Origin of the sequence: Chromohalobacter sp. 296-RDG (assembly GCF_029889885.1) — a bacterium.
GTDB lineage: Bacteria > Pseudomonadota > Gammaproteobacteria > Pseudomonadales > Halomonadaceae > Chromohalobacter.
On record NZ_JARANY010000024.1, the window covers coordinates 23,914 to 41,795 of the forward strand.

13 protein-coding genes are annotated in these 17,882 nt (G+C 61.8%); 7 read left to right on the forward strand and 6 right to left on the reverse strand.

The features are described 5' to 3' along the window. The first annotated feature begins 189 nt into the window (after window positions 1–189). The 5 genes from OP495_RS10485 to OP495_RS10505 all read left to right on the forward strand — a co-directional run bounded on the left by OP495_RS10485 (window position 190) and on the right by OP495_RS10505 (window position 5,061). Entirely contained in the window at window positions 190–1,548 is a 1,359-nt protein-coding gene (locus OP495_RS10485; protein WP_280569056.1) for a hypothetical protein, read from the forward strand. A gap of 318 nt (window positions 1,549–1,866) precedes the next feature. Then, the gene (locus OP495_RS10490) at window positions 1,867–2,517 is read left to right on the forward strand and encodes a GGDEF domain-containing protein (protein ID WP_280569058.1); all 651 of its coding nucleotides are present in this window, start codon (window positions 1,867–1,869) and stop codon (window positions 2,515–2,517) included. A 226-nt stretch (window positions 2,518–2,743) separates the two neighbouring features. Further along, window positions 2,744–3,394: a hypothetical protein gene (locus tag OP495_RS10495; RefSeq protein ID WP_280569060.1), complete on the forward strand. Its 651-nt coding sequence runs from the start codon at window positions 2,744–2,746 to the stop codon at window positions 3,392–3,394. Next, window positions 3,391–4,131, forward strand: a complete 741-nt coding sequence (locus tag OP495_RS10500; RefSeq protein ID WP_280569062.1) for a DUF3307 domain-containing protein — start codon at window positions 3,391–3,393, stop codon at window positions 4,129–4,131. Before OP495_RS10495 ends, OP495_RS10500 begins: the two co-directional genes overlap by 4 nt. 24 nt (window positions 4,132–4,155) lie before the next feature. Then, on the forward strand, window positions 4,156–5,061 hold the full coding sequence (locus OP495_RS10505; protein ID WP_280569065.1) for an N-acetylmuramoyl-L-alanine amidase: 906 nt from the start codon (window positions 4,156–4,158) through the stop codon (window positions 5,059–5,061). A 127-nt stretch (window positions 5,062–5,188) separates the two neighbouring features. Here the strand turns inward: OP495_RS10505 and OP495_RS10510 are convergent, their stop codons facing one another. After that, on the reverse strand, window positions 5,189–5,746 hold the full coding sequence (locus OP495_RS10510) for a helix-turn-helix domain-containing protein (RefSeq protein WP_280569068.1): 558 nt from the start codon (window positions 5,744–5,746) through the stop codon (window positions 5,189–5,191). Between the two features lie 134 nt (window positions 5,747–5,880). Between OP495_RS10510 and OP495_RS10515 the strand changes: the two genes are divergently transcribed. Then, complete coding sequence (locus tag OP495_RS10515; protein ID WP_280569071.1) at window positions 5,881–7,059, forward strand: benzoate/H(+) symporter BenE family transporter; 1,179 nt, start codon at window positions 5,881–5,883, stop codon at window positions 7,057–7,059. Between the two features lie 22 nt (window positions 7,060–7,081). Here the strand turns inward: OP495_RS10515 and ppc are convergent, their stop codons facing one another. From ppc to cysM, 5 genes are all read right to left on the reverse strand, one after another. Next, entirely contained in the window at window positions 7,082–9,733 is a 2,652-nt protein-coding gene (gene ppc / locus OP495_RS10520; RefSeq protein ID WP_280569073.1) for a phosphoenolpyruvate carboxylase, read from the reverse strand. A 122-nt stretch (window positions 9,734–9,855) separates the two neighbouring features. Further along, the gene (gene mazG / locus OP495_RS10525; RefSeq protein ID WP_280569075.1) at window positions 9,856–10,698 is read right to left on the reverse strand and encodes a nucleoside triphosphate pyrophosphohydrolase; all 843 of its coding nucleotides are present in this window, start codon (window positions 10,696–10,698) and stop codon (window positions 9,856–9,858) included. Beyond that, window positions 10,695–12,947, reverse strand: a complete 2,253-nt coding sequence (gene relA, locus OP495_RS10530) for a GTP diphosphokinase (protein WP_280569077.1) — start codon at window positions 12,945–12,947, stop codon at window positions 10,695–10,697. Before relA ends, mazG begins: the two co-directional genes overlap by 4 nt. Next, window positions 12,931–14,358 carry a 23S rRNA (uracil(1939)-C(5))-methyltransferase RlmD gene (gene rlmD / locus OP495_RS10535; protein ID WP_280569080.1) on the reverse strand — a complete coding sequence of 476 codons (1,428 nt, stop codon included), beginning with the start codon at window positions 14,356–14,358 and terminating at the stop codon, window positions 12,931–12,933. The genes relA and rlmD overlap by 17 nt, the downstream gene beginning before the upstream one ends. 1 nt (window position 14,359) lies before the next feature. After that, a complete protein-coding gene (cysM, locus tag OP495_RS10540) occupies window positions 14,360–15,256 on the reverse strand; it encodes a cysteine synthase CysM (RefSeq protein WP_280569083.1) in 897 nt (298 codons plus the stop codon). 183 nt (window positions 15,257–15,439) lie between these two features. Here cysM and OP495_RS10545 point away from each other — a divergent pair. Continuing rightward, window positions 15,440–17,882: ATP-binding protein (locus tag OP495_RS10545; RefSeq protein ID WP_280569086.1), on the forward strand; the 2,443-nt coding region annotated here is incomplete at its 3' end.

Consider the following 17,882-nt stretch of genomic DNA (forward strand, 5'->3'; position numbering starts at 1 on the left):
TTGAACCGCATACCACTACATGGTTTGCCATCGCTCAATGCCCCCCACTCGCAGGGTGAATGCGCCTTCGTGCATCCCATGAACGAGGGGTCATGTGATACCCGGTTCGATGTTTCCTTGACGTCAGTTCGCAAGGGCGACCCAGCCCATTCGACGACTCACGACCCTAAGTAGGAAACGGAGAAAAAAGTGGCACAACTATCATTCAAGGCAGCCGGCCTCGCCATGGGCGTTACCGGCACACTGGCTTTTGCTGCACCGGCTTTGGCACAACAAGACACCGAGGCCATGCAGCGTCAGTTGGATGCCCTGCGCGCACAAGTCGAGCGCATGGAGCAGCAACTGGAAGCTCAGCAGTCGACCACCACTGCCGACAGCAGCCAGGCAAGTTCGCAGACGCGTGATCTGGCCGAGGAAAACCGCTCGCTGATCGACTCGATCCAGAATTCCCAGTTCAGCGGTACGCTCCAGTTGAAAGGCGTTTACAACGACTGGAATACAGCCGACAAGGACACCGCCGGCGACATGGACTTCGGCAAGTTCGTGCTCGGTGTCGACGGTCAGCATGGCAATTTCCTGTATTCGTTCGAGTATCGCTTCTACGACGGTTACCAGTTTCTCAAGAAGGGCTGGATGGGCTATCAGGCCAGCGATAACGACACCGTCAAGGTGGGTCTGGTCCAGACACCGTTCGGCAACATGGATTACGGCTATCTGGGCTGGTACGGCAACCTGCCTTATCTTGCCGGTTTCAACGACAACCAGAACGCGGGTATCAAGTGGGATCACACCCAAGGCGCCTGGAATACCTCACTGGCCTTCTTCAAGAGCGATCAGCTAGGTGATAGCAATGAGCACTACGGTGCCAACGCCATCGGCGGTACCACTGATGCCACTTATGAAGACAATGGCGATCTCGACACACGCGGCAACCAAGGCAATACCGAAGAAAATCAGGTAGCTGCGCGTGTCGCCTATACCTTCGGTCAGGGCACCGATTACACCACCGAGATCAACTTCTCGGCCAAGGGCGGTCAACTCTATAACAACCAGACCAACGACAGCGGCAGCAACTGGCAAGCCGCCGTGGGCTTGAACGGCAGCTACGGTTCCTGGCTGACGCAACTGCAGGCCACCGCCTACGAATACGATGCCGAGAATCCCGACATCGAAGAAAGCGGTATCTCCGATGATGTGATTCAGATTGGCGCATTTGGCTTCAACTATCTGATTCCCGCCGAAGGCCAGATGTACTCCGCCAGCGTGGGTTACAGCATGAACGTCGACTGGGGTGACATCGACAATGTCTACTTCTACAACGACTTCAGCTATGTTAGCCCGAACGGCGATTATTCGCCGAACAAGGGCGGCTTCGGCGAGAATGCTGACGACCCGATGCTCAACGACTTGGGTATGAAGGTCACCGCCGGCCCCTACTACGCCTGGTTCAGTGTTGTTTCCAACAAGAACGCGCTTGGTTACTTCGGTTCGCCGGACGATGATGGCTGGCACACCAGCCTGCAGACCAACTTCGGTCTCAACTTCTAAGAAGACCTCTCTTGACTAGCTGACGTTTTAGCGCCCCGCTCTCCATGAGCGGGGCTTTTTTATGTCCTGAATTCAACTATTACGTGCGCCACCTGCTCACAGGGAATGCAGCACGTCGCTTAGCACCGCACTGCACCGGACGCCCCCATTCGACTTTTCGAACAAAGCCTAGCTTTTATTAAATCGATACTTTAAAAGATAACCAACACTTCGATACCTGGTTGGCCTTACACCATTTTCAAACGACCGTCCCACCTGATGTGAGTCAACTCACAGGAAGCTAATTTTAGTTTACTTATAAGATACCTTACCCACCTCATGATGACGACTTATCTCACCGAACGTCACGATGAAGTCGGCGAGCTGGCACGCCAATTCCAGCAGTTGGTCGAGGACCTCAAGACACACAATGCTCAATTGCTGGAACAATCACTGGTCGATCCGCTCACGAAACTGGGCAATCGCCGCATGCTGGAAAACCGTATCGATGTCGCCCTACCACTGACGCGCCGCCTGGATTGTGCGGTGTCGGTGTTGATGATGGATGTCGACCATTTCAAACCTTATAACGACTACTACGGCCATCCAGCCGGCGATGAATGCCTAGTGCAGATCTCTGGCGTATTGCGCGATACCTTCCGCCGTGAAACGGATATCGTCGTTCGTTTGGGCGGCGAGGAGTTTCTCGTCTTGCTCATCGATACCCCCAGCCAAGAGGCCTGGCGCTTGGCCGATGCCACGCGTAGCATGATCCAGGCCATGGGAATACCTCATGAATACTCGCCCACCGCCGACGTAGTGACCGTCAGCGTGGGGGTCGTCACCAGCCCACCCGGCACCAGCGCGGACATCGACGACATGATCGCCTGCGCCGATGAAGCCCTGTATTCCTGCAAGGCCCAAGGCCGCAATACCACCCAGGCGCAGATGCTCTCATCCCCCGCCGAGGCACTTGAAACGCAAGCCTGATAGCATCCGACCGGGAATGCCAGGGCGACAGATACCATGATCACCATCCCGCTCTACTGACACGGTGGTACCTTGCAGGGTTCGTCTACCTCAATTACTGTATATAATTACAGCACACGCAGTATCGTGTCAGTCTAGAAAAAATCGTATAATTTTACGATTACCTAGACTTATATAATTATTCTACTATTATTGCCATATATCGTATTTAAAGGCGATAAAAGACATGAATGAAACCCCGCTCGGCGTACTGACCGGCGACATCGTCGGGTCACGCCGCATCAAGGATCACACACGGCTCGATCAAGCGCTCGAGAGCGCACTAGGACTCCTCGAATCGCAATACGGGGCATGCGTGGACCGCTACCGAGGCGATGGCTTTCAAGTCGCCTTGCGCTCACCCGCGCAGGTTATGACGGCCGCCGTACTGGCTCGTGCCGCGTTGATACGGCACTCCCCTTCTCGACGCGAGACCTGGGACGCCCGCATCGCAGTGGCGGTCGGTCCGGGGCATTTACCCGAGGCGGGACGTTTCGCCTCGGCCAATGGCGAGGTTTACGTGCGCTCCGGCCAGGCCCTGGATGCCTTGAGCGAGGGCGATACACGCTTTGCGCTGTCATTGCTCAAGCCCGATGACACCCTGGCCCTGTTGACCCGCTTCGCCGATGCCATCATTCAGGGCTGGACCCATAACGCCGCCGAAGTGACGTACTGGCAACTGCAGCAGGCCGAAACCCAGAAGGCTTTGGCCGAACGTCTCGAACGCGCGCAATCGACTATCCATCAACGCTTGCACGCCGCACGTTGGCCGCTGATCGAAGAGTATCTCACGCATGTCGGCCAGCGTATCGCCACCATCTTGGAGGCTCCGCGATGATCGGTTCGCCCTTGACCACGCTATTGCTGTTGCTGATCGCGCATCTGGCCGGTGACTTTCTGCTCCAGAGCGCTGCCTGGGTTCGCGACAAGAACGCTCGTCGCCAGCGTTCCCGAGCCCTTTACTTGCATGCCGGCGTGCATGGCGCGTTGGCCTGGCTGGTATTCATCAGTTCTCAATCCCTTGCCACCGCTATGCTGGGGGCGGTGTTCATCGCGGTCACGCATCTCGTCATCGATGCCTTCAAGACCCACGCCCCGGCCGAACGCATACGTTACTTCGTCGTCGATCAGGCCCTGCATGTCACCGTGCTCGTCATCGCCTGGGCATGGCTGGTCGATGACGGCGCTTGGCTAGGCCAGGCCGTCGCATGGCTACTGCATCCACGGACCCTGCTGGTGGCCTTGGCGTATTTGATCGTCATGCGGCCGTTCTCGATTCTCATCGCTCTGATCATGCGGCGTTGGAGCCATGGCGTGGACAACAGCGGCACGCTCGCCGATGCGGGCGCGCGGATCGGCATGCTCGAGCGGTTTCTGGTGCTGACGTTCGTGCTGGCTGGCCAGCTCGTGCCCATCGGATTCCTGCTGGCTGCCAAGTCGGTATTGCGTTTCGGCGATCTACGTGAGGATCGCGACCGCAAGCTCACCGAGTACGTCCTGCTGGGCACCATGCTGAGCTTCTCGTTGACACTCACACTGGGCATACTGATCGCTCACTGGTATGCCGCCCTGTAATACGTCAACGCCGGAGACGCCGCCATGCCGACGTCACGCCTTCATTTGCATCAATCGCCATGGCGACTCTCCGTGCCCTGCCTTCCGCTGGCCTGCATCGTTATCGCCTGCCTGCTCACGCTGACGGCGTGCAGCGGCACACCGACAACCGAATCACGTGACGGCTACCGAGTCGATCATCGTTATCAGTCCAGCGCGCAGAGCAGCCGCGTGCGCCACTTGGTGCTGCATTACACCGACAGCGATGCACGACGTGCGCTCCGCACCCTGACCGGGCCACACGTAAGCTCGCACTATCTGGTGACACGCACGCCGACGGTCTATCAACTAGTCGATGAATCGCGGCGCGCCTGGCATGCCGGGGCCAGCGCCTGGGGGTCGCGTTCGAACCTCAATGACACGTCCATCGGTATCGAAATCGTCAATCGTGGGCCGCGCGATACGTCCCATGGACGCACCTGGACGCCTTATCCCGCACGCCAGATCGATATGCTCATCGACCTGGCGCGGGACGTCATCGAGCGCCACGACATCGCCCCCATGGATGTCGTCGGCCATGCCGATATCGCCCCGCAACGCAAGATCGATCCTGGCCCTCGCTTTCCTTGGTACCGGCTTTATCGCGCGGGCATCGGTGCCTGGCCCGACGCCGACCGCGTCGCGGCTTATCAAGAATACTTCACGCAGCATCCACGGAGCGTGGGGCAGTTACAGCGTGCGTTGGCGGCTTACGGCTACCCGGTGCGTATCACGGGAACCTTCGATGCACTCACGCATGACACCTTGCGTGCCTTTCAGATGCATTTTCGGCCCGCGCGCTACGATGGATTCCCCGATACGCAGAGCGCGGCCATCCTCTGGGCATTGCTGGAGAAATATAGGCCCGAGGCCTTGCGTGCCCTCCGCTCTCCACCCGGCATCAATGGATAGCAGCGGCAAGATGCAAGCGAGGGTCATTCGTCAGGGACGACGAATGTAGCGCCCAGGGAAGGGTTTATAGCGCCCTCGCGGCAGCTTGCCGCTGATCATCGTGGCAACCCATCGCTCTTCGCCGTGACTAAACCTGCGGGTAATGAATCACGTCGTGAAAGCGGACCACCCGATCGCCAAGGTTACGATAGCCGTGCTCGCGGTCGGCGGCGAAACGGCGCGCCTCGCCGGTGCCGAGCGTGTTCCACGTCCCATCGAGGCCCAGATCCAGCGCACCTTCGAGCACCACGACATGCTCGACAACGCCAGGTTCGTGGGGCGATGACTCGCTACACGCGCCCGGCGCCAGTTCGATCAGGAACATCTCGAAGCGCAGGTCCGGGTCGAAGGCGAAGAGCGGTGTTACCGTCATGCCGGCGGCGGCATCTTCCAATACCGCAGTGGCAGCGTTGTCCGGCGGAGCGCCCTGTATCGAGGCCTGGTCGAAGAACAACGAGAACGATACGCGGAACCCACCCGAGATTTTCCATAACGTTGCCACGGTGGGGCTCGACTCGCCACGCTCGATCTGGCCCAGCATCGCCTTGCTGACGCCCGTCACGTGTGATGCCCGATCCAGGCTCCAGCCTTGCGCGGCGCGCAGCGTCTTGAGTGTCGCGGCGATATGCGGTGTCGGTTCCTGCATATACCTAGCCTCCGATAAACCGTCCTTGGAATGACTGCACCGTGGATCAATTGTACGTCATCGTCGGCGCTGCTATCGTGCGTTATAACGCACATCATGCCAAAATCCGCCGACCGCCTGGGCAAGGAGCCACCATGCGTCAGCCGTTTTTCCTACGCGATCTTTCCGTCTCGGCTATCGTGGCGGGGTTCGTGGCCGTGCTGGTGAGCTATGCCAGCTCAGCGGTGATCGTCTTTCAGGCGGCCGAGGCCGCCGGCGCCAGCCCCGCACAGATCGGCGGCTGGCTGAGCGTGCTGGGGCTGGGCATGGGCGTCACTTCGCTGGGGTTGTCACTTTACTATCGGGTGCCGGTGCTCACCGCGTGGTCGACCCCCGGCGCCGCGTTACTGGCGACGAGCCTCGGCGACTATACGCTCGCCGAGGCCATCGGCGTGTTCCTGTTCTCGGGTGCACTGATGGTGCTATGCGGGGTCACGGGAATCTTCGCGCGGCTCATGGAGCGCATTCCGCACGCTCTTGCCGCTGCCATGCTCGGTGGAGTATTGCTGCGCTTCGGGCTCGAGGCCTTCGCCTCGCTCGAGGATAACCTGCCCCTGGTGGGCGCCATGTGCATCGCGTATCTGCTGGGGCGGCGCTATTGCCCGCGCTACGCGGTGCTCGGAGTCCTTCTGGTGGGGTTGGCTGTCGCCGGATGGCAAGGCGGCATCGACACGACGCGCGTCACGCTGGCCATCGATATGCCCGAACCGATCACGCCACGCTTCACACTGTCCTCGCTGATCGGCGTGGGTATTCCGCTATTCGTGGTCAGCATGGCCTCCCAGAACGCGCCGGGGGTGGCCACGTTGCGCGCAGCGGGCTATACGCCCCCGTTGTCACCGTTGATCGCCTGCACGGGATTAGCGACGCTGATATTGGCACCACTGGGCGGTTTCTCGATCTGCCTGGCGGCGATCACCGCTGCCATCTGCATGGGACCCGAGGCGCATCCCGACCCCGGGCGGCGCTACATGGCCGCCGCTTGCGCAGGGGCGTTCTACTTGCTGGCGGGCGTCTTCGGCGGTTCCATCGGCACGCTGTTTGCCGCCCTGCCCGGCCCTTTAGTGCTGGCCATCGCGGGGCTGGCGCTATTGACCACCATCGGCGGTAGCCTGCATAACGCCCTGCATGACGCGTCCCAACGTGACGCGGCGCTGGTCACCTTTCTCATCACCGCCTCGGGCGTGACGCTACTGGGTGTCGGCGCGGCGTTCTGGGGCCTCGTCGGCGGCATGCTGACGCAAGGGATGCTGGCTCCCTCGCGCCGTACCTGACATTTCCCTCCATACAGGCCGACTAGCCGGTATTGCGAAGGCCTGCGGCGATCCCCGCCATGGTGACCATCAAGGCCCGCGACAGCTCGGGGCTGATCGCGCCATCGGCGTCGCGATTACGCTGCAGAAGCTCCGCCTGCAGGCCATGCAAGGGATCGATATAGGGGTTGCGCACCTCGATGGCCTGGCGAATCAGCGGCGTATGCTCGAGCAGCTCATCCTGGTCGAGAATATCCAGCAACGCCGTGTGCAGATGCGCCAGACGCTCGCGTAGCGACTTGCCCAGGGCTTGCAGCGCCGGTTCATCGACCAGACGGCGCTCGTAATAGGCAGCGATGTCCGGATCAGCCTTGGCCAGCAGCATCTCGAGCATGTCCAGATACGTGCCGAAAAACGGCCAGCGTTCACGCATGTCGCGCAGGCGCTCGCGACCGTCGGGTTCGGCAAGACGCGTGGCGAAGGCTTCGCCGCTGCCCAACCAGGCCGGTAGCATGAGACGCGTTTGGGTCCAGGCGAAGATCCAGGGAATCGCGCGCAGCGATTCCACGCCGCCCTCCTGGCGACGCTTCGCCGGGCGCGAGCCTAGCGGTAGACGGCCCAGCGCGCTTTCCGGCGTCACCGAGCGGAAATAAGGCACGAAGTCGGGGTCCTCGCGCACCACGCCGACATAGGCACGATGTGCGATATCGGACAGCCGGTCCATTTCCTCGCGCCATGCCGGTTCGGGGTCGGGAGGCGGCAGCAGTGTGGCTTCGAGCACCGCACAGGCGTAGATTTCCATGGAACGCAAGGCGATATCCGGCTGACCGAACTTGAAGCGGATCATCTCGCCCTGCTCGGTGACGCGCAAGCTGCCGTTCACCGAGCCCGGCGGCTGCGAGAGAATTGCCGCATGCGCCGGGCCGCCGCCGCGCCCCACGGTACCACCACGCCCATGGAACAGCGTCAACGCGACGCCGTGCTCGCGGCAGATGCCGACCAGTTGTTCCTGGGCGCGGTACTGAGCCCAGGCGGCAGCCAACTGACCGGCGTCCTTGGCCGAGTCCGAATAGCCGATCATGACTTCCTGGCCATCGCCGGCCATGCGTCGGTAGCCCGGCAATGACAGCAATCGGGAGATAACGTCGCCGGCGCGGTTGAGGTCATCGAGCGTCTCGAACAGCGGCGCGATGGGCAGGTGCATGTCGCCGCCGACTTCTTTCATCAAGAGCGCCACCGCCAGCACGTCGGACGGCTGCCCCGCCATGGAGATGACGTAGGTGCCCAGCGCCTCGCGGTGCTCGCGAGCGATGACGCGGAAGGTATCGATGACCTCGCGGGTTTCCGACGAGCAATCCCAGCGCCGAGGAATCAACGGACGCGGTGATTCCAGCTCTTCGAGCAGGAAAGCCTGACGCTGTTCTTCGTCCCACTCGCGGTAGTGACCCAGCCCCAGGCAATCGCTGAGCTCGTCGAAGACCTGAGCATGACGACTGGATTCCTGACGGATATCCAGCTTGGTGAGCGAGACGCCGAATACCGCCACGCGCCGCAGGGTATCCAGCAGGCTGCCGTTGGCGATGGTATCCAGACCCACGTCGCACAACGAGCGATAGCAGGACAACAGTGGCGCATAGAGCTGATCGCGGGTTTCGATGATCGGGATGTCGCTGTCGAAGGGACGTCCATCGAGACGCGCCTTGGCCCAGTCGCGCGTCGCCTCGACCCTTGCCAGCAAGCGCTTGAGCAAGGCCCGATACGGCTCCGGGACACTGCCGACCTCGGCACGCAACGCGCCGTTGGCCTTCCACATCGAGAGCTCCGACTTGAGACGCAACAGGTCGCGGGCATAGAGATCGGCGGCCATCCAGCGGCCCAGCAGCAGGACTTCCTCGGTGACCTTCCCGGTGACGTTGGGATTGCCGTCGCGATCGCCGCCCATCCACGAGGCAAAGCGCAACGGTGCGGCGTCCAGCGGCAAGCGCTCACCGGCGGAGGCCAGCAACAGGTCATCCAGCTCACGATGAAAATCGGGCACCGCTTGCCACAACGAGTTCTCGATCACCGCGAAGCCCCATTTGGCTTCATCTACCGGGGTCGGACGTTCATGGCGAATCTCGTCGGTATGCCAGGCCTGGCCGATCAATTCCTCGAGCCGCCCGCGGGCGCGGTTGGCGATTTCCTCCCGCTCGGTAGCGCCTTCCATGGTGCTCAGGCACTCGTCTATGGCGTCGTACTTGCGGATCAAAGTACGTCGGATGACCTCGGTGGGATGCGCCGTCAGCACCAGTTCCACGCGCATGGCGGCCAGCGTCTCGACCAGCTTGCGCGGCGCATGGCCCGCGCTTCGAATGCGCCCGAACAGTTCGCCGAGATCGGGCTGGGTGCCGGGTTTGTAGTCCTCGACACGACGAAAACGCGCCCGGTAATGCTGCTCGGCGATATTGGAGAAGTTGAGAAACTGATTGAAAGCACGCGTCACCGGCAGCAAATCCTGCTCGGGCAGCGCGCGCAGGTATTCGATCAATTCACGGCGGCCTTCGCTGTCTTCCTGACGCCCTTGCTTGGCCAGGCTGCGAATGGTCTCGATCTTGTCGACGAAGCCGTCGCCCAGGTCATCGGCAATGGTGCGCCCCAGGCTATCGCCGAGGATGCGGACGTTATCGCGCAGCGATTCATGCAAGTCGTGACTCATGATGCCCTCCGTGGTGGATGTGCCGGTCATCTCAGTAACCAACATGGCAAGTCGTTGTCTTGACTATTGTTGTCTTGACTACATTACCCGGGCACGCCGACACCCACAACGGATGTTCTCCCTCAGGACGCAGAGGTTTCGCGGCGCTTGGCGGTTTGCCAGTGACGCTCCAGCTCGTCGAGGGAGGAGGCCTCGAGGGAATCGCCCTGCTCCGCCAGCGCACTCTCCACATGACGAAAGCGGCGCTCGAACTTGCCATTGGCTTCGCGCAGCGCGCGCTCGGGATCGACGTCAAAGCGCCTCGCCAGGTTGGTCACGGCGAACAGCAGATCGCCGATTTCCTCGCGCGCGTGGTCGACGTCCTGCTGCTCTGTGGCCTCCTGGACTTCCGCCAGCTCTTCGCGAATCTTGTCGAAAACGCCCCGCTCATCCGGCCAGTCGAAGCCGCCCCGCGCGGCGCGCTTGGAGAGCTTGGCGCCACGCGACAGGGCCGGCAGCGTGCGCGGCACGTCATCGAGTACCGAGACCGCCTCGCGGGTCTCGCGCTCCTGCGCCTTGAGGGTTTCCCAGCGCGTCTTGACATCCGCCGTTTCGACCTCATCGGCCGAGACGCCAGCAGGACGCCGTGAGTCAAGCGTTCCCTCGGGGAAAACATGCGGATGGCGCGCCACCATCTTGGCGGTCAGCACATCGAGGACATCGTGAAAATCGAAGCGCCCTTCCTCGTGCGCGAACTGGCTGTAGTAGACGACCTGAAACAGCAAGTCGCCCAGCTCGCCGGGCAGCTCGTCGAAGGCGCGGCGCTCGATGGCATCGGCCACTTCGTAGGCCTCTTCCAGGGTGTGCGGGACGATGCTGTCCCAGTCCTGCTTGACGTCCCAGGGGCAACCTTGATCGGCGTCTCGCAACACCGCCATCAACGTCAAAAGATCGTCGAGACCGTAACGCATGGATGCGTTGTTCATGCCTTCTTGCCTCCTCCACTGCGCAGCCGCTTGACATCAATGACGTTGGGCAACTGCTGAATGCGCGAAAAGATGCGTTCCAGCGCTTCGAGACCGTCGACTTCCAGCGTGATCTTCATACGCGCCAGATTATCGTGCTTATCGGTCAGCGTATTGACCGACAGCACATTGAGGCGATCACTGGTCAGAATATGCGTGACATCGCGCAACAACCCCGAGCGATCCCAGGCTTCGATCTCGATATCCACCGGATACTGAGCGCTGGCATTGCCCCACTCGACATCGACGATACGTCGCGGCTCCTCGGCGCGTAGCTGCAGGATATTGGGACAGTCCTGACGGTGGATGGTCACGCCGCGCCCCTGAGTGATATAGCCGACGATCTGATCGCCGGGTACCGGATGGCAGCAATTGGCCATCGAGGTCTTGAGATTGCCGACCCCCAGCACGGTGATGTCGTCCACCGCCGCTTTGGACGAGCGACGCGGCTTGGCCAGCAGACGGTCTAGTTGTTCCTGATCGTCAGTATCGCCGAAGAGTTGCTGCGCCTGGTGCAGCACTTGCCCGATGCGCAGATCGCCGCCACCGATGGCGGCATACATGTCGTCGACCGTCTGGTAATTGACGGCCTGCGCCAGGGCATCGAAATCCACGCCCTCGATGTCCAGCCGCTTGAATGCCTTCTCGAACAGGCTGCGGCCTTCCTCGATGTTCTGGCTACGCGCCTGGTACTTGAACCACGACTGGATCTTGGCCCGCGCCCGCGAGGTCTTGACGAAGCCAAGGTTAGGATTGAGCCAGTCACGACTCGGCCCGCCCTTGGTCGCGGTGAGGATCTCGACCTGCTGCCCGGTTTCGAGTTGATAGGTCAATGGCACGATGCGGCCATCGACCTTGGCGCCCCGGCAAAGATGACCGATCTCGGTGTGCACGCGATAGGCGAAATCGATGGGCGTGGCAATCTTGGGCATGTCGATGACATGGCCGTCCGGTGTAAAGACGTAGATACGGTCCGGCGCCACATCGCTGGTGAGCCCCTCGCTCAAGTCGCCCAGCTCGCCGACTTCTTCCTGCCATTCGAGCACCTGGCGCAACCAGGCGATCTTCTCCTCGTAGCTGCGGCTTTTCGAGTCGACATCGTGGCCCTTGTAACGCCAGTGGGCACAGACACCGAGCTCGGCCTCCTCGTGCATGGCGAAGGTACGGATCTGAATCTCCAGTACCTTGTTTTCAGGGCCAATCACGGCGGTGTGCAGCGATTGGTAGCCATTGCGCTTGGGGTTGGCGATGTAATCGTCGAATTCATGCGGCACGTGATGCCAGTTCGAATGCACGATGCCCAATGCGGTGTAGCAGTCGGCGACTTCCGGCACCAGAACGCGCACCGCGCGCACGTCGTAGACCTGCGAGAAGTCAATGTGCTTGCGCTGCATCTTGCGCCAGATCGAATAGATATGCTTGGCACGGCCATCGACATCGTATTGCTGGATGCCTTGCTGATCGAGCAATCCCTTGATGTTTTCCACCACGTCATGGATGTAGCGATCACGGTCGAGGCGCTTCTCGGCCAGCTGCTTGGCGATGATCTTGTAATCGCTCTCTTGCAGATAGCGGAACGACAGGTCCTCGAGCTCCCACTTGAGCTGCCCGATACCCAGGCGGTGGGCCAGCGGCGCGTATATATCGAAGACCTCGCGCGCCACCCGCAGACGCTTGTCGCGCGGCGCATCGCGCACCATGCGCAGCGCACAGGTACGCTCGGCGATCTTGATCAAGGCGACGCGTACGTCGTCGACCATCGCCACCAGCATCTTGCGCAGGTTTTCCTGCTGATTGTGCTGCGATAACCCCTGACGCGGCGCTTGCAATTGGCTGATCGCTGCCATGTGCAGCACACCGTCGATCAGCGAGGCCACTTCCGAGCCAAAGCGTTTCTCGATGGCCTCCAGCGTGATCAGCCCTTCGCGCACCACGCGATACAGTACTGCCGCTTCGAGAATCGCCTGATCGAGCTTGAGCTCGCCGAGGATATCGGCCATTTCCAGACCGGTACGGAAGCTCGAAGCCGGCTCGGCCCAATTGTGGTGCGGTTTCTCGGCGTTACAGGCCAGATGTCGGGCAAGCTCGCAGGCCTCGTGCATCTCCGCGACATCGCGTAGTGCGATATCGTCCTGGAGGCGCTGCAACCACAATGCGATATCGACATCGCCGGTCTGCGTCAGCGGCTGGTCTTCACGGACCTTGACCATGATCTTCCCTTTCTACGGACATGGACCGACCGCGCGACGACTCGCGGGTCAGCAACAGCATGGACTCCAAGTGTGCGGTGTGCGGAAACATATCGACCACCGCGGCACGTTCGATGCGGTAACCACCTTGCACAAGATGTGCCATATCCCGCGCCAGCGCGGCGGGATCGCACGACACATACAGCACCTTTTCCACTGGCTGCTCGGCAAGCCCCCGACACAGCGCTTCGGCACCGCCACGTGGCGGGTCGAGCACGACCCAGTCGACATCGTCGACATCGGGCATGCGCGTGGTCAGATCGATCTGATGTGCCTCGACATGGTGCAAACCGGCACGGCGCGCGTTGTCGGCCAGGCGCTCGGCCATCGCCGGGCTGCCTTCGATGCCGCTGATCGCCGCCACATGCGGCGATAGCGCCAGCGTGAAGTTGCCCACGCCGGCGAACAGATCGAGCACCCGTTCGTGCCCTCGTGGTGCAAGCCAGCGTAGCGCCGTGCGTACCAACTGGGCATTGACCTCGGCGTTGATCTGCAGGAAATCGCCCGGCGCGCATCCCAATTGCAAGGTGGTATCGTCCAGCGTCAGCGTGACGTGCAGCGTCTCGCCAAACGGCGCATGCAGCCAGCGCCGCGTGGGTGAGTCACGCCCCACTTGCCAGATCAGAGTGATATCGCGTTCGGCGGCGAAACCTTGCCAACGGGCTTCGTCACCGGGCACATCGCGCAATTGACGTATCACCACACAGGCGCCTTCGGCGGTGGCGAGCAGTTCGATGTGGCCAACGCGGCGTGGCGCCTCCAGCGTGGTCAGGCATTCGCGCAGCGGCGCAATCAAGTCCGAGAGTGCGGGCTCGAGCACCATGCAGTCGTCGATATCGACCAAGTGTTCACTGCCCCGTGCTCGAAAGCCGAGATGCGGCGTTCCCTCGGCATCGCATTTGACGCCCAGGCGAGCGCGACGCCGATAGCCCAGGCCTTCGCCAGCCAAGCGCTGCACCTCGGGGAGGTCGAGCCCCTGACGCGTGAACAGTTCCTCGAGCGTGCGCTGTTTATGGGTGCGCTGCTCTGCGAGCGCCAGATGCTGCAAGTCACAACCGCCGCAACGCCCGTAGTATGCGCAAGGCGGTGTCACCCGCTGTGGAGAGGGTTCGAGACACTCGACGACATGCGCCTCATCGAAGCGCTTGCGCTGACGATGCACGGCGATGCGCATACACTCGCCGGGGAGCGCTTGATCGACGAACACCGTCTTGCCATGCGGGTCGCGTGCCACGCCACGACCATCATGCGCCAGGCGCTCGATGGTCAACGTATCTGCCGACTCGCCACTACGCGGCGCATTCGTCCCATTTTCTCTACGCACACGGTTTGTGGCGGCGCGCGGTGGGCGCCGTTTGCCCAGCATCGCCATCTCAGCGCTCCGGGGCAAACAAACCGGTGGATAGATAACGATCGCCCCGGTCGCAGACGATGAACACGATCACCGCGTTTTCCACCTGCTCGGCAATCCGCAGCGCGCCGGCGAGCGCACCACCGGAAGAGACCCCCGCCAGAATGCCTTCTTCGCGGGCGAGCAGACGCATATGCTCCTCGGCTTCCTGCTGGCCGATATCCAGGGTGACATCAACCCTTGAGGCATCGAAAATGCTCGGCAGGTACTCACGCGGCCAACGACGAATACCGGCGATGCTGGCGCCATCGGCGGGTTGCAGGCCGACGATCTGAACGTCGGAACGCTGCTCCTTGAGATACTGCGAAACGCCCATGATAGTGCCGGTGGTACCCATCGAACTGACGAAATGGGTGATTTGCCCGTCGGTCTGCTCCCAGAGCTCCGGCCCGGTGGTGCGATAATGCGACAATGAATTATCGGTATTGGCGAACTGATTGAGCGGCTTTCCGTCACCGCGCGCGATCATTTCGTCGGCCAGGTCACGCGCGCCTTCCATGCCTGCGTCCTTGCTGACCTCAATCAACTGCGCGCCATAAGCGGCCATCGCCTGCTTGCGCTCGCTGGAAGCGCTCTCGGGCATGATCAAGGACATGCGGTAGCCCTTGATCGCCGCCGCCATGGCCAGCGCGATGCCAGTGTTGCCCGAGGTCGCCTCGATCAGGGTATCGCCAGGACTGATCTCGCCACGCGCCTCGGCTTCTCCTAGCATCGATAGAGCCGGACGATCCTTGACCGAACCCGCCGGGTTGTTGCCTTCGAGCTTGGCCAGTAGCGTGTTGCCATGACCTGCCTTCAGCCGGTTCAAACGCACCAGCGGCGTGTGGCCGACCACATCCGCGAGAGTGGGAAATTGCATGGATTCATCCTTTGCTGACCGCGACCCCCATCGATACGCCGGGCGTGAGCGATGCGCGTCGCGTCAAAACGCATTCGTGGGTTATTCGATGCGTCCAATTATATCCGGGACGGCCCGTCGGCGACAGGCGAACCCGCTGAGTGTGGCATACTGCCGATGGGGAACACGAAGGGAGCGGTCGGAATGTCACTAAGGCTGCGCTTGCTGCTTTTATTGCTGGGTTTGCCACTGGGCGTGGGAATCGCCTATGGGACATACGATATCTATGCCGGGCGCCAGGAGGCGCGTCAGGCACTCGCCACACGCGTCGATGATGTCACCACGACGCTGGCGCCGGCCTTCACGCTGGCGCTCGAGGAAGGGCGTGACGAACACCTCCGCCAGTTGGCCCAACATCTGCTGGATATCGATGTGATCCACGCCGTCAGCGTTCGCGACGGCGATGGCGAGGCCGTGCTCAGCCTCGGCGAAACGCAGCCCGCCCCCGCGCGACCGCTACCAGCCCAGGGTACATTGCAGGGGCACGCGCAACGCTGGCACTGGCTACAACCCTTGGGTACGGTCAATATGGACTCGGAAACAGCGAACGCGCCCACGGCCTACTGGCTGGATGTCGATCTGGGCACCACCGCGCTGACGCTGGCCTTTTATCGCCAGCTGGCCGGCCACGGCATGGCCGGTTTGGTGCTGGGCCTGCTGCTGTTCTTGCTCGCTTACCCGCTGAGCCGCCGCCTGACCCGGCCGCTGCAACATCAGATCGACCTGCTCGAACGCCTTAACGGCGGCGATTACAGCGCCCGCCTGAAGCCTCGTGGTGCGCGTGAACTGGCCACGCTGGGGCACCAGCTCAACGCCCTGGGCGATCATATGATGCGGCTGCGCGAGGACACCCAGGCGCAAATCGATCAGACGACCTTCGATTTGCGCGAGTCGATGGAAACCATCGAGGTCAAGAACATAGAGCTCGACATGGCCCATCGCCGCGCGCTGGAAGCCAATCGCATCAAGTCCCAGTTCCTGGCCAATATCAGCCATGAAATTCGTACGCCACTCAATGGCATCATCGGTTTCTGCCAACTGCTCGGACGAAGTGCACTGGACAGCCGCCAGCGCGAATGGCTCGAACAAGTGCAAACCGCCTCGGACAATCTCCTCTCGCTGATCAGCGATGTGCTGGATTTCTCCAAGATCGAGGCCGGCAAGCTCGAACTGGAAACCGTACCGATAGACATGGTCGCCCTGATCGACGAGGTCCTCGGCCTTCAGGCCCCCAACGCCCAGCGCAAGAGCCTGCATCTGCTGGGACTGGTCTACGACGATGTGCCCGATCAATTGCTCGGCGACCCCCTGCGCATCAAACAGGTGCTCACCAACCTGGTCAATAATGCCGTCAAGTTCACCGAGCGCGGCGAGGTCGTGGTACGCGTCATGCTCGATGAGCTCAGCACCACCAACACCAAGCTGCACATCAGCGTCCGCGATACGGGAATCGGCCTCGATCTGGCAAGCCGCGAGCGACTTTTCCAGGCCTTCAGTCAGGGCGATGCCAGCCGCTCGCGCCAATACGGCGGTACCGGGCTGGGGCTGATGATCAGCAAGCGCCTGGTTGAGCAGATGGGCGGCGAGATCGATGTCGAAAGCGAAAGCGGCGAAGGCACGACCTTCACGTTTTCGCTGACGCTGATCGCGACGCAACAGCGCGAGCGTCTGCCCGAGTTGAATCTGGGCGGCTATCGCGTCGGCCTGTTCGAACCCCACGCCGCCACCCGGCGAGCCTTCACGCACCTGCTCGAGCGCTGGGATGCTCACGTCGTGCCACTGCCCTCGCGGGATGCCTGCACGAACCCACCACCGGAGATCGACCTATTGTTGCTGGGGCTGACCCAGGATGACTTGCGACCTCGCGAGATCACCGCCTGGCGCGAAGCGCTGAATCACTGCGCGTGCCCCGGGCTGCTGCTGATCAATGCCGATCCCTTCGAGCTGCCCGACCTGGCGCTCCCCCACGGCGGCGAGATCACCACCAAGCCCGTGTCGCGACGCGGCCTGGGCAATGCCATCAACGCCTTGCTGATGGTCGAGGGCGAGCCGGCGCACGCACCAGCGGAGACTCCATCGCCAGCGCCGAGCGGCAAAGTGCTGGTCGTCGATGACACGCCCTCCAACCGCCTGCTGGTCAAGGAGCTATTGCAGGACCGCGGCTTGTCACCGCTACTCGCCGGAAGCGGCGAGGAAGCGCTGGCGATGGCGCAAAGCGAGTCCATTGCGCTGGTATTGATGGACATCCAGATGCCCGGCATGAACGGCGTAGACGCCATGAAAGCGCTCCGCGCGCTAGGCGACGACTGGCAGCGGCGGCCCATCGTAGCGCTGACCGCGCATGCGCTCGAAGAAGAGCGTCAACAGCTCCTGCACGTCGGCATGAGCGACTGCTTGATCAAACCCATCCGCGAACCGGCACTGAATGCCATTCTCGAGCACCACCTGGGTACAATCGCTCATTCCGCGCCCGAGCCTCATTCCGCGCCCGAGCCTCATCCCACGGCGCTTCCCGCACCACCTGGCGAAGCACCGGCGCAAGAGCCGCAGGACGATACCGCCGGGGATGAGTTGCCCGTGGTCGATA

Bases quoted from the DNA above. Each gene is read 5' to 3' on its own strand.
- relA (WP_280569077.1), bottom strand. From the start codon at position 12,947: ATGGTCAAGGTCCGTGAAGACCAGCCGCTGACGCAGACCGGCGATGTC.
- OP495_RS10510 (WP_280569068.1), bottom strand. From the start codon at position 5,746: ATGCAGGAACCGACACCGCATATCGCCGCGACACTCAAGACGCTGCGC.
- OP495_RS10490 (WP_280569058.1), top strand. From the start codon at position 1,867: ATGATGACGACTTATCTCACCGAACGTCACGATGAAGTCGGCGAGCTG.
- rlmD (WP_280569080.1), bottom strand. From the start codon at position 14,358: ATGGCGATGCTGGGCAAACGGCGCCCACCGCGCGCCGCCACAAACCGT.
- OP495_RS10505 (WP_280569065.1), top strand. From the start codon at position 4,156: ATGCCGACGTCACGCCTTCATTTGCATCAATCGCCATGGCGACTCTCC.
- mazG (WP_280569075.1), bottom strand. From the start codon at position 10,698: ATGAACAACGCATCCATGCGTTACGGTCTCGACGATCTTTTGACGTTG.
- OP495_RS10495 (WP_280569060.1), top strand. From the start codon at position 2,744: ATGAATGAAACCCCGCTCGGCGTACTGACCGGCGACATCGTCGGGTCA.
- ppc (WP_280569073.1), bottom strand. From the start codon at position 9,733: ATGAGTCACGACTTGCATGAATCGCTGCGCGATAACGTCCGCATCCTC.
- OP495_RS10500 (WP_280569062.1), top strand. From the start codon at position 3,391: ATGATCGGTTCGCCCTTGACCACGCTATTGCTGTTGCTGATCGCGCAT.
- cysM (WP_280569083.1), bottom strand. From the start codon at position 15,256: ATGCAATTTCCCACTCTCGCGGATGTGGTCGGCCACACGCCGCTGGTG.
- OP495_RS10515 (WP_280569071.1), top strand. From the start codon at position 5,881: ATGCGTCAGCCGTTTTTCCTACGCGATCTTTCCGTCTCGGCTATCGTG.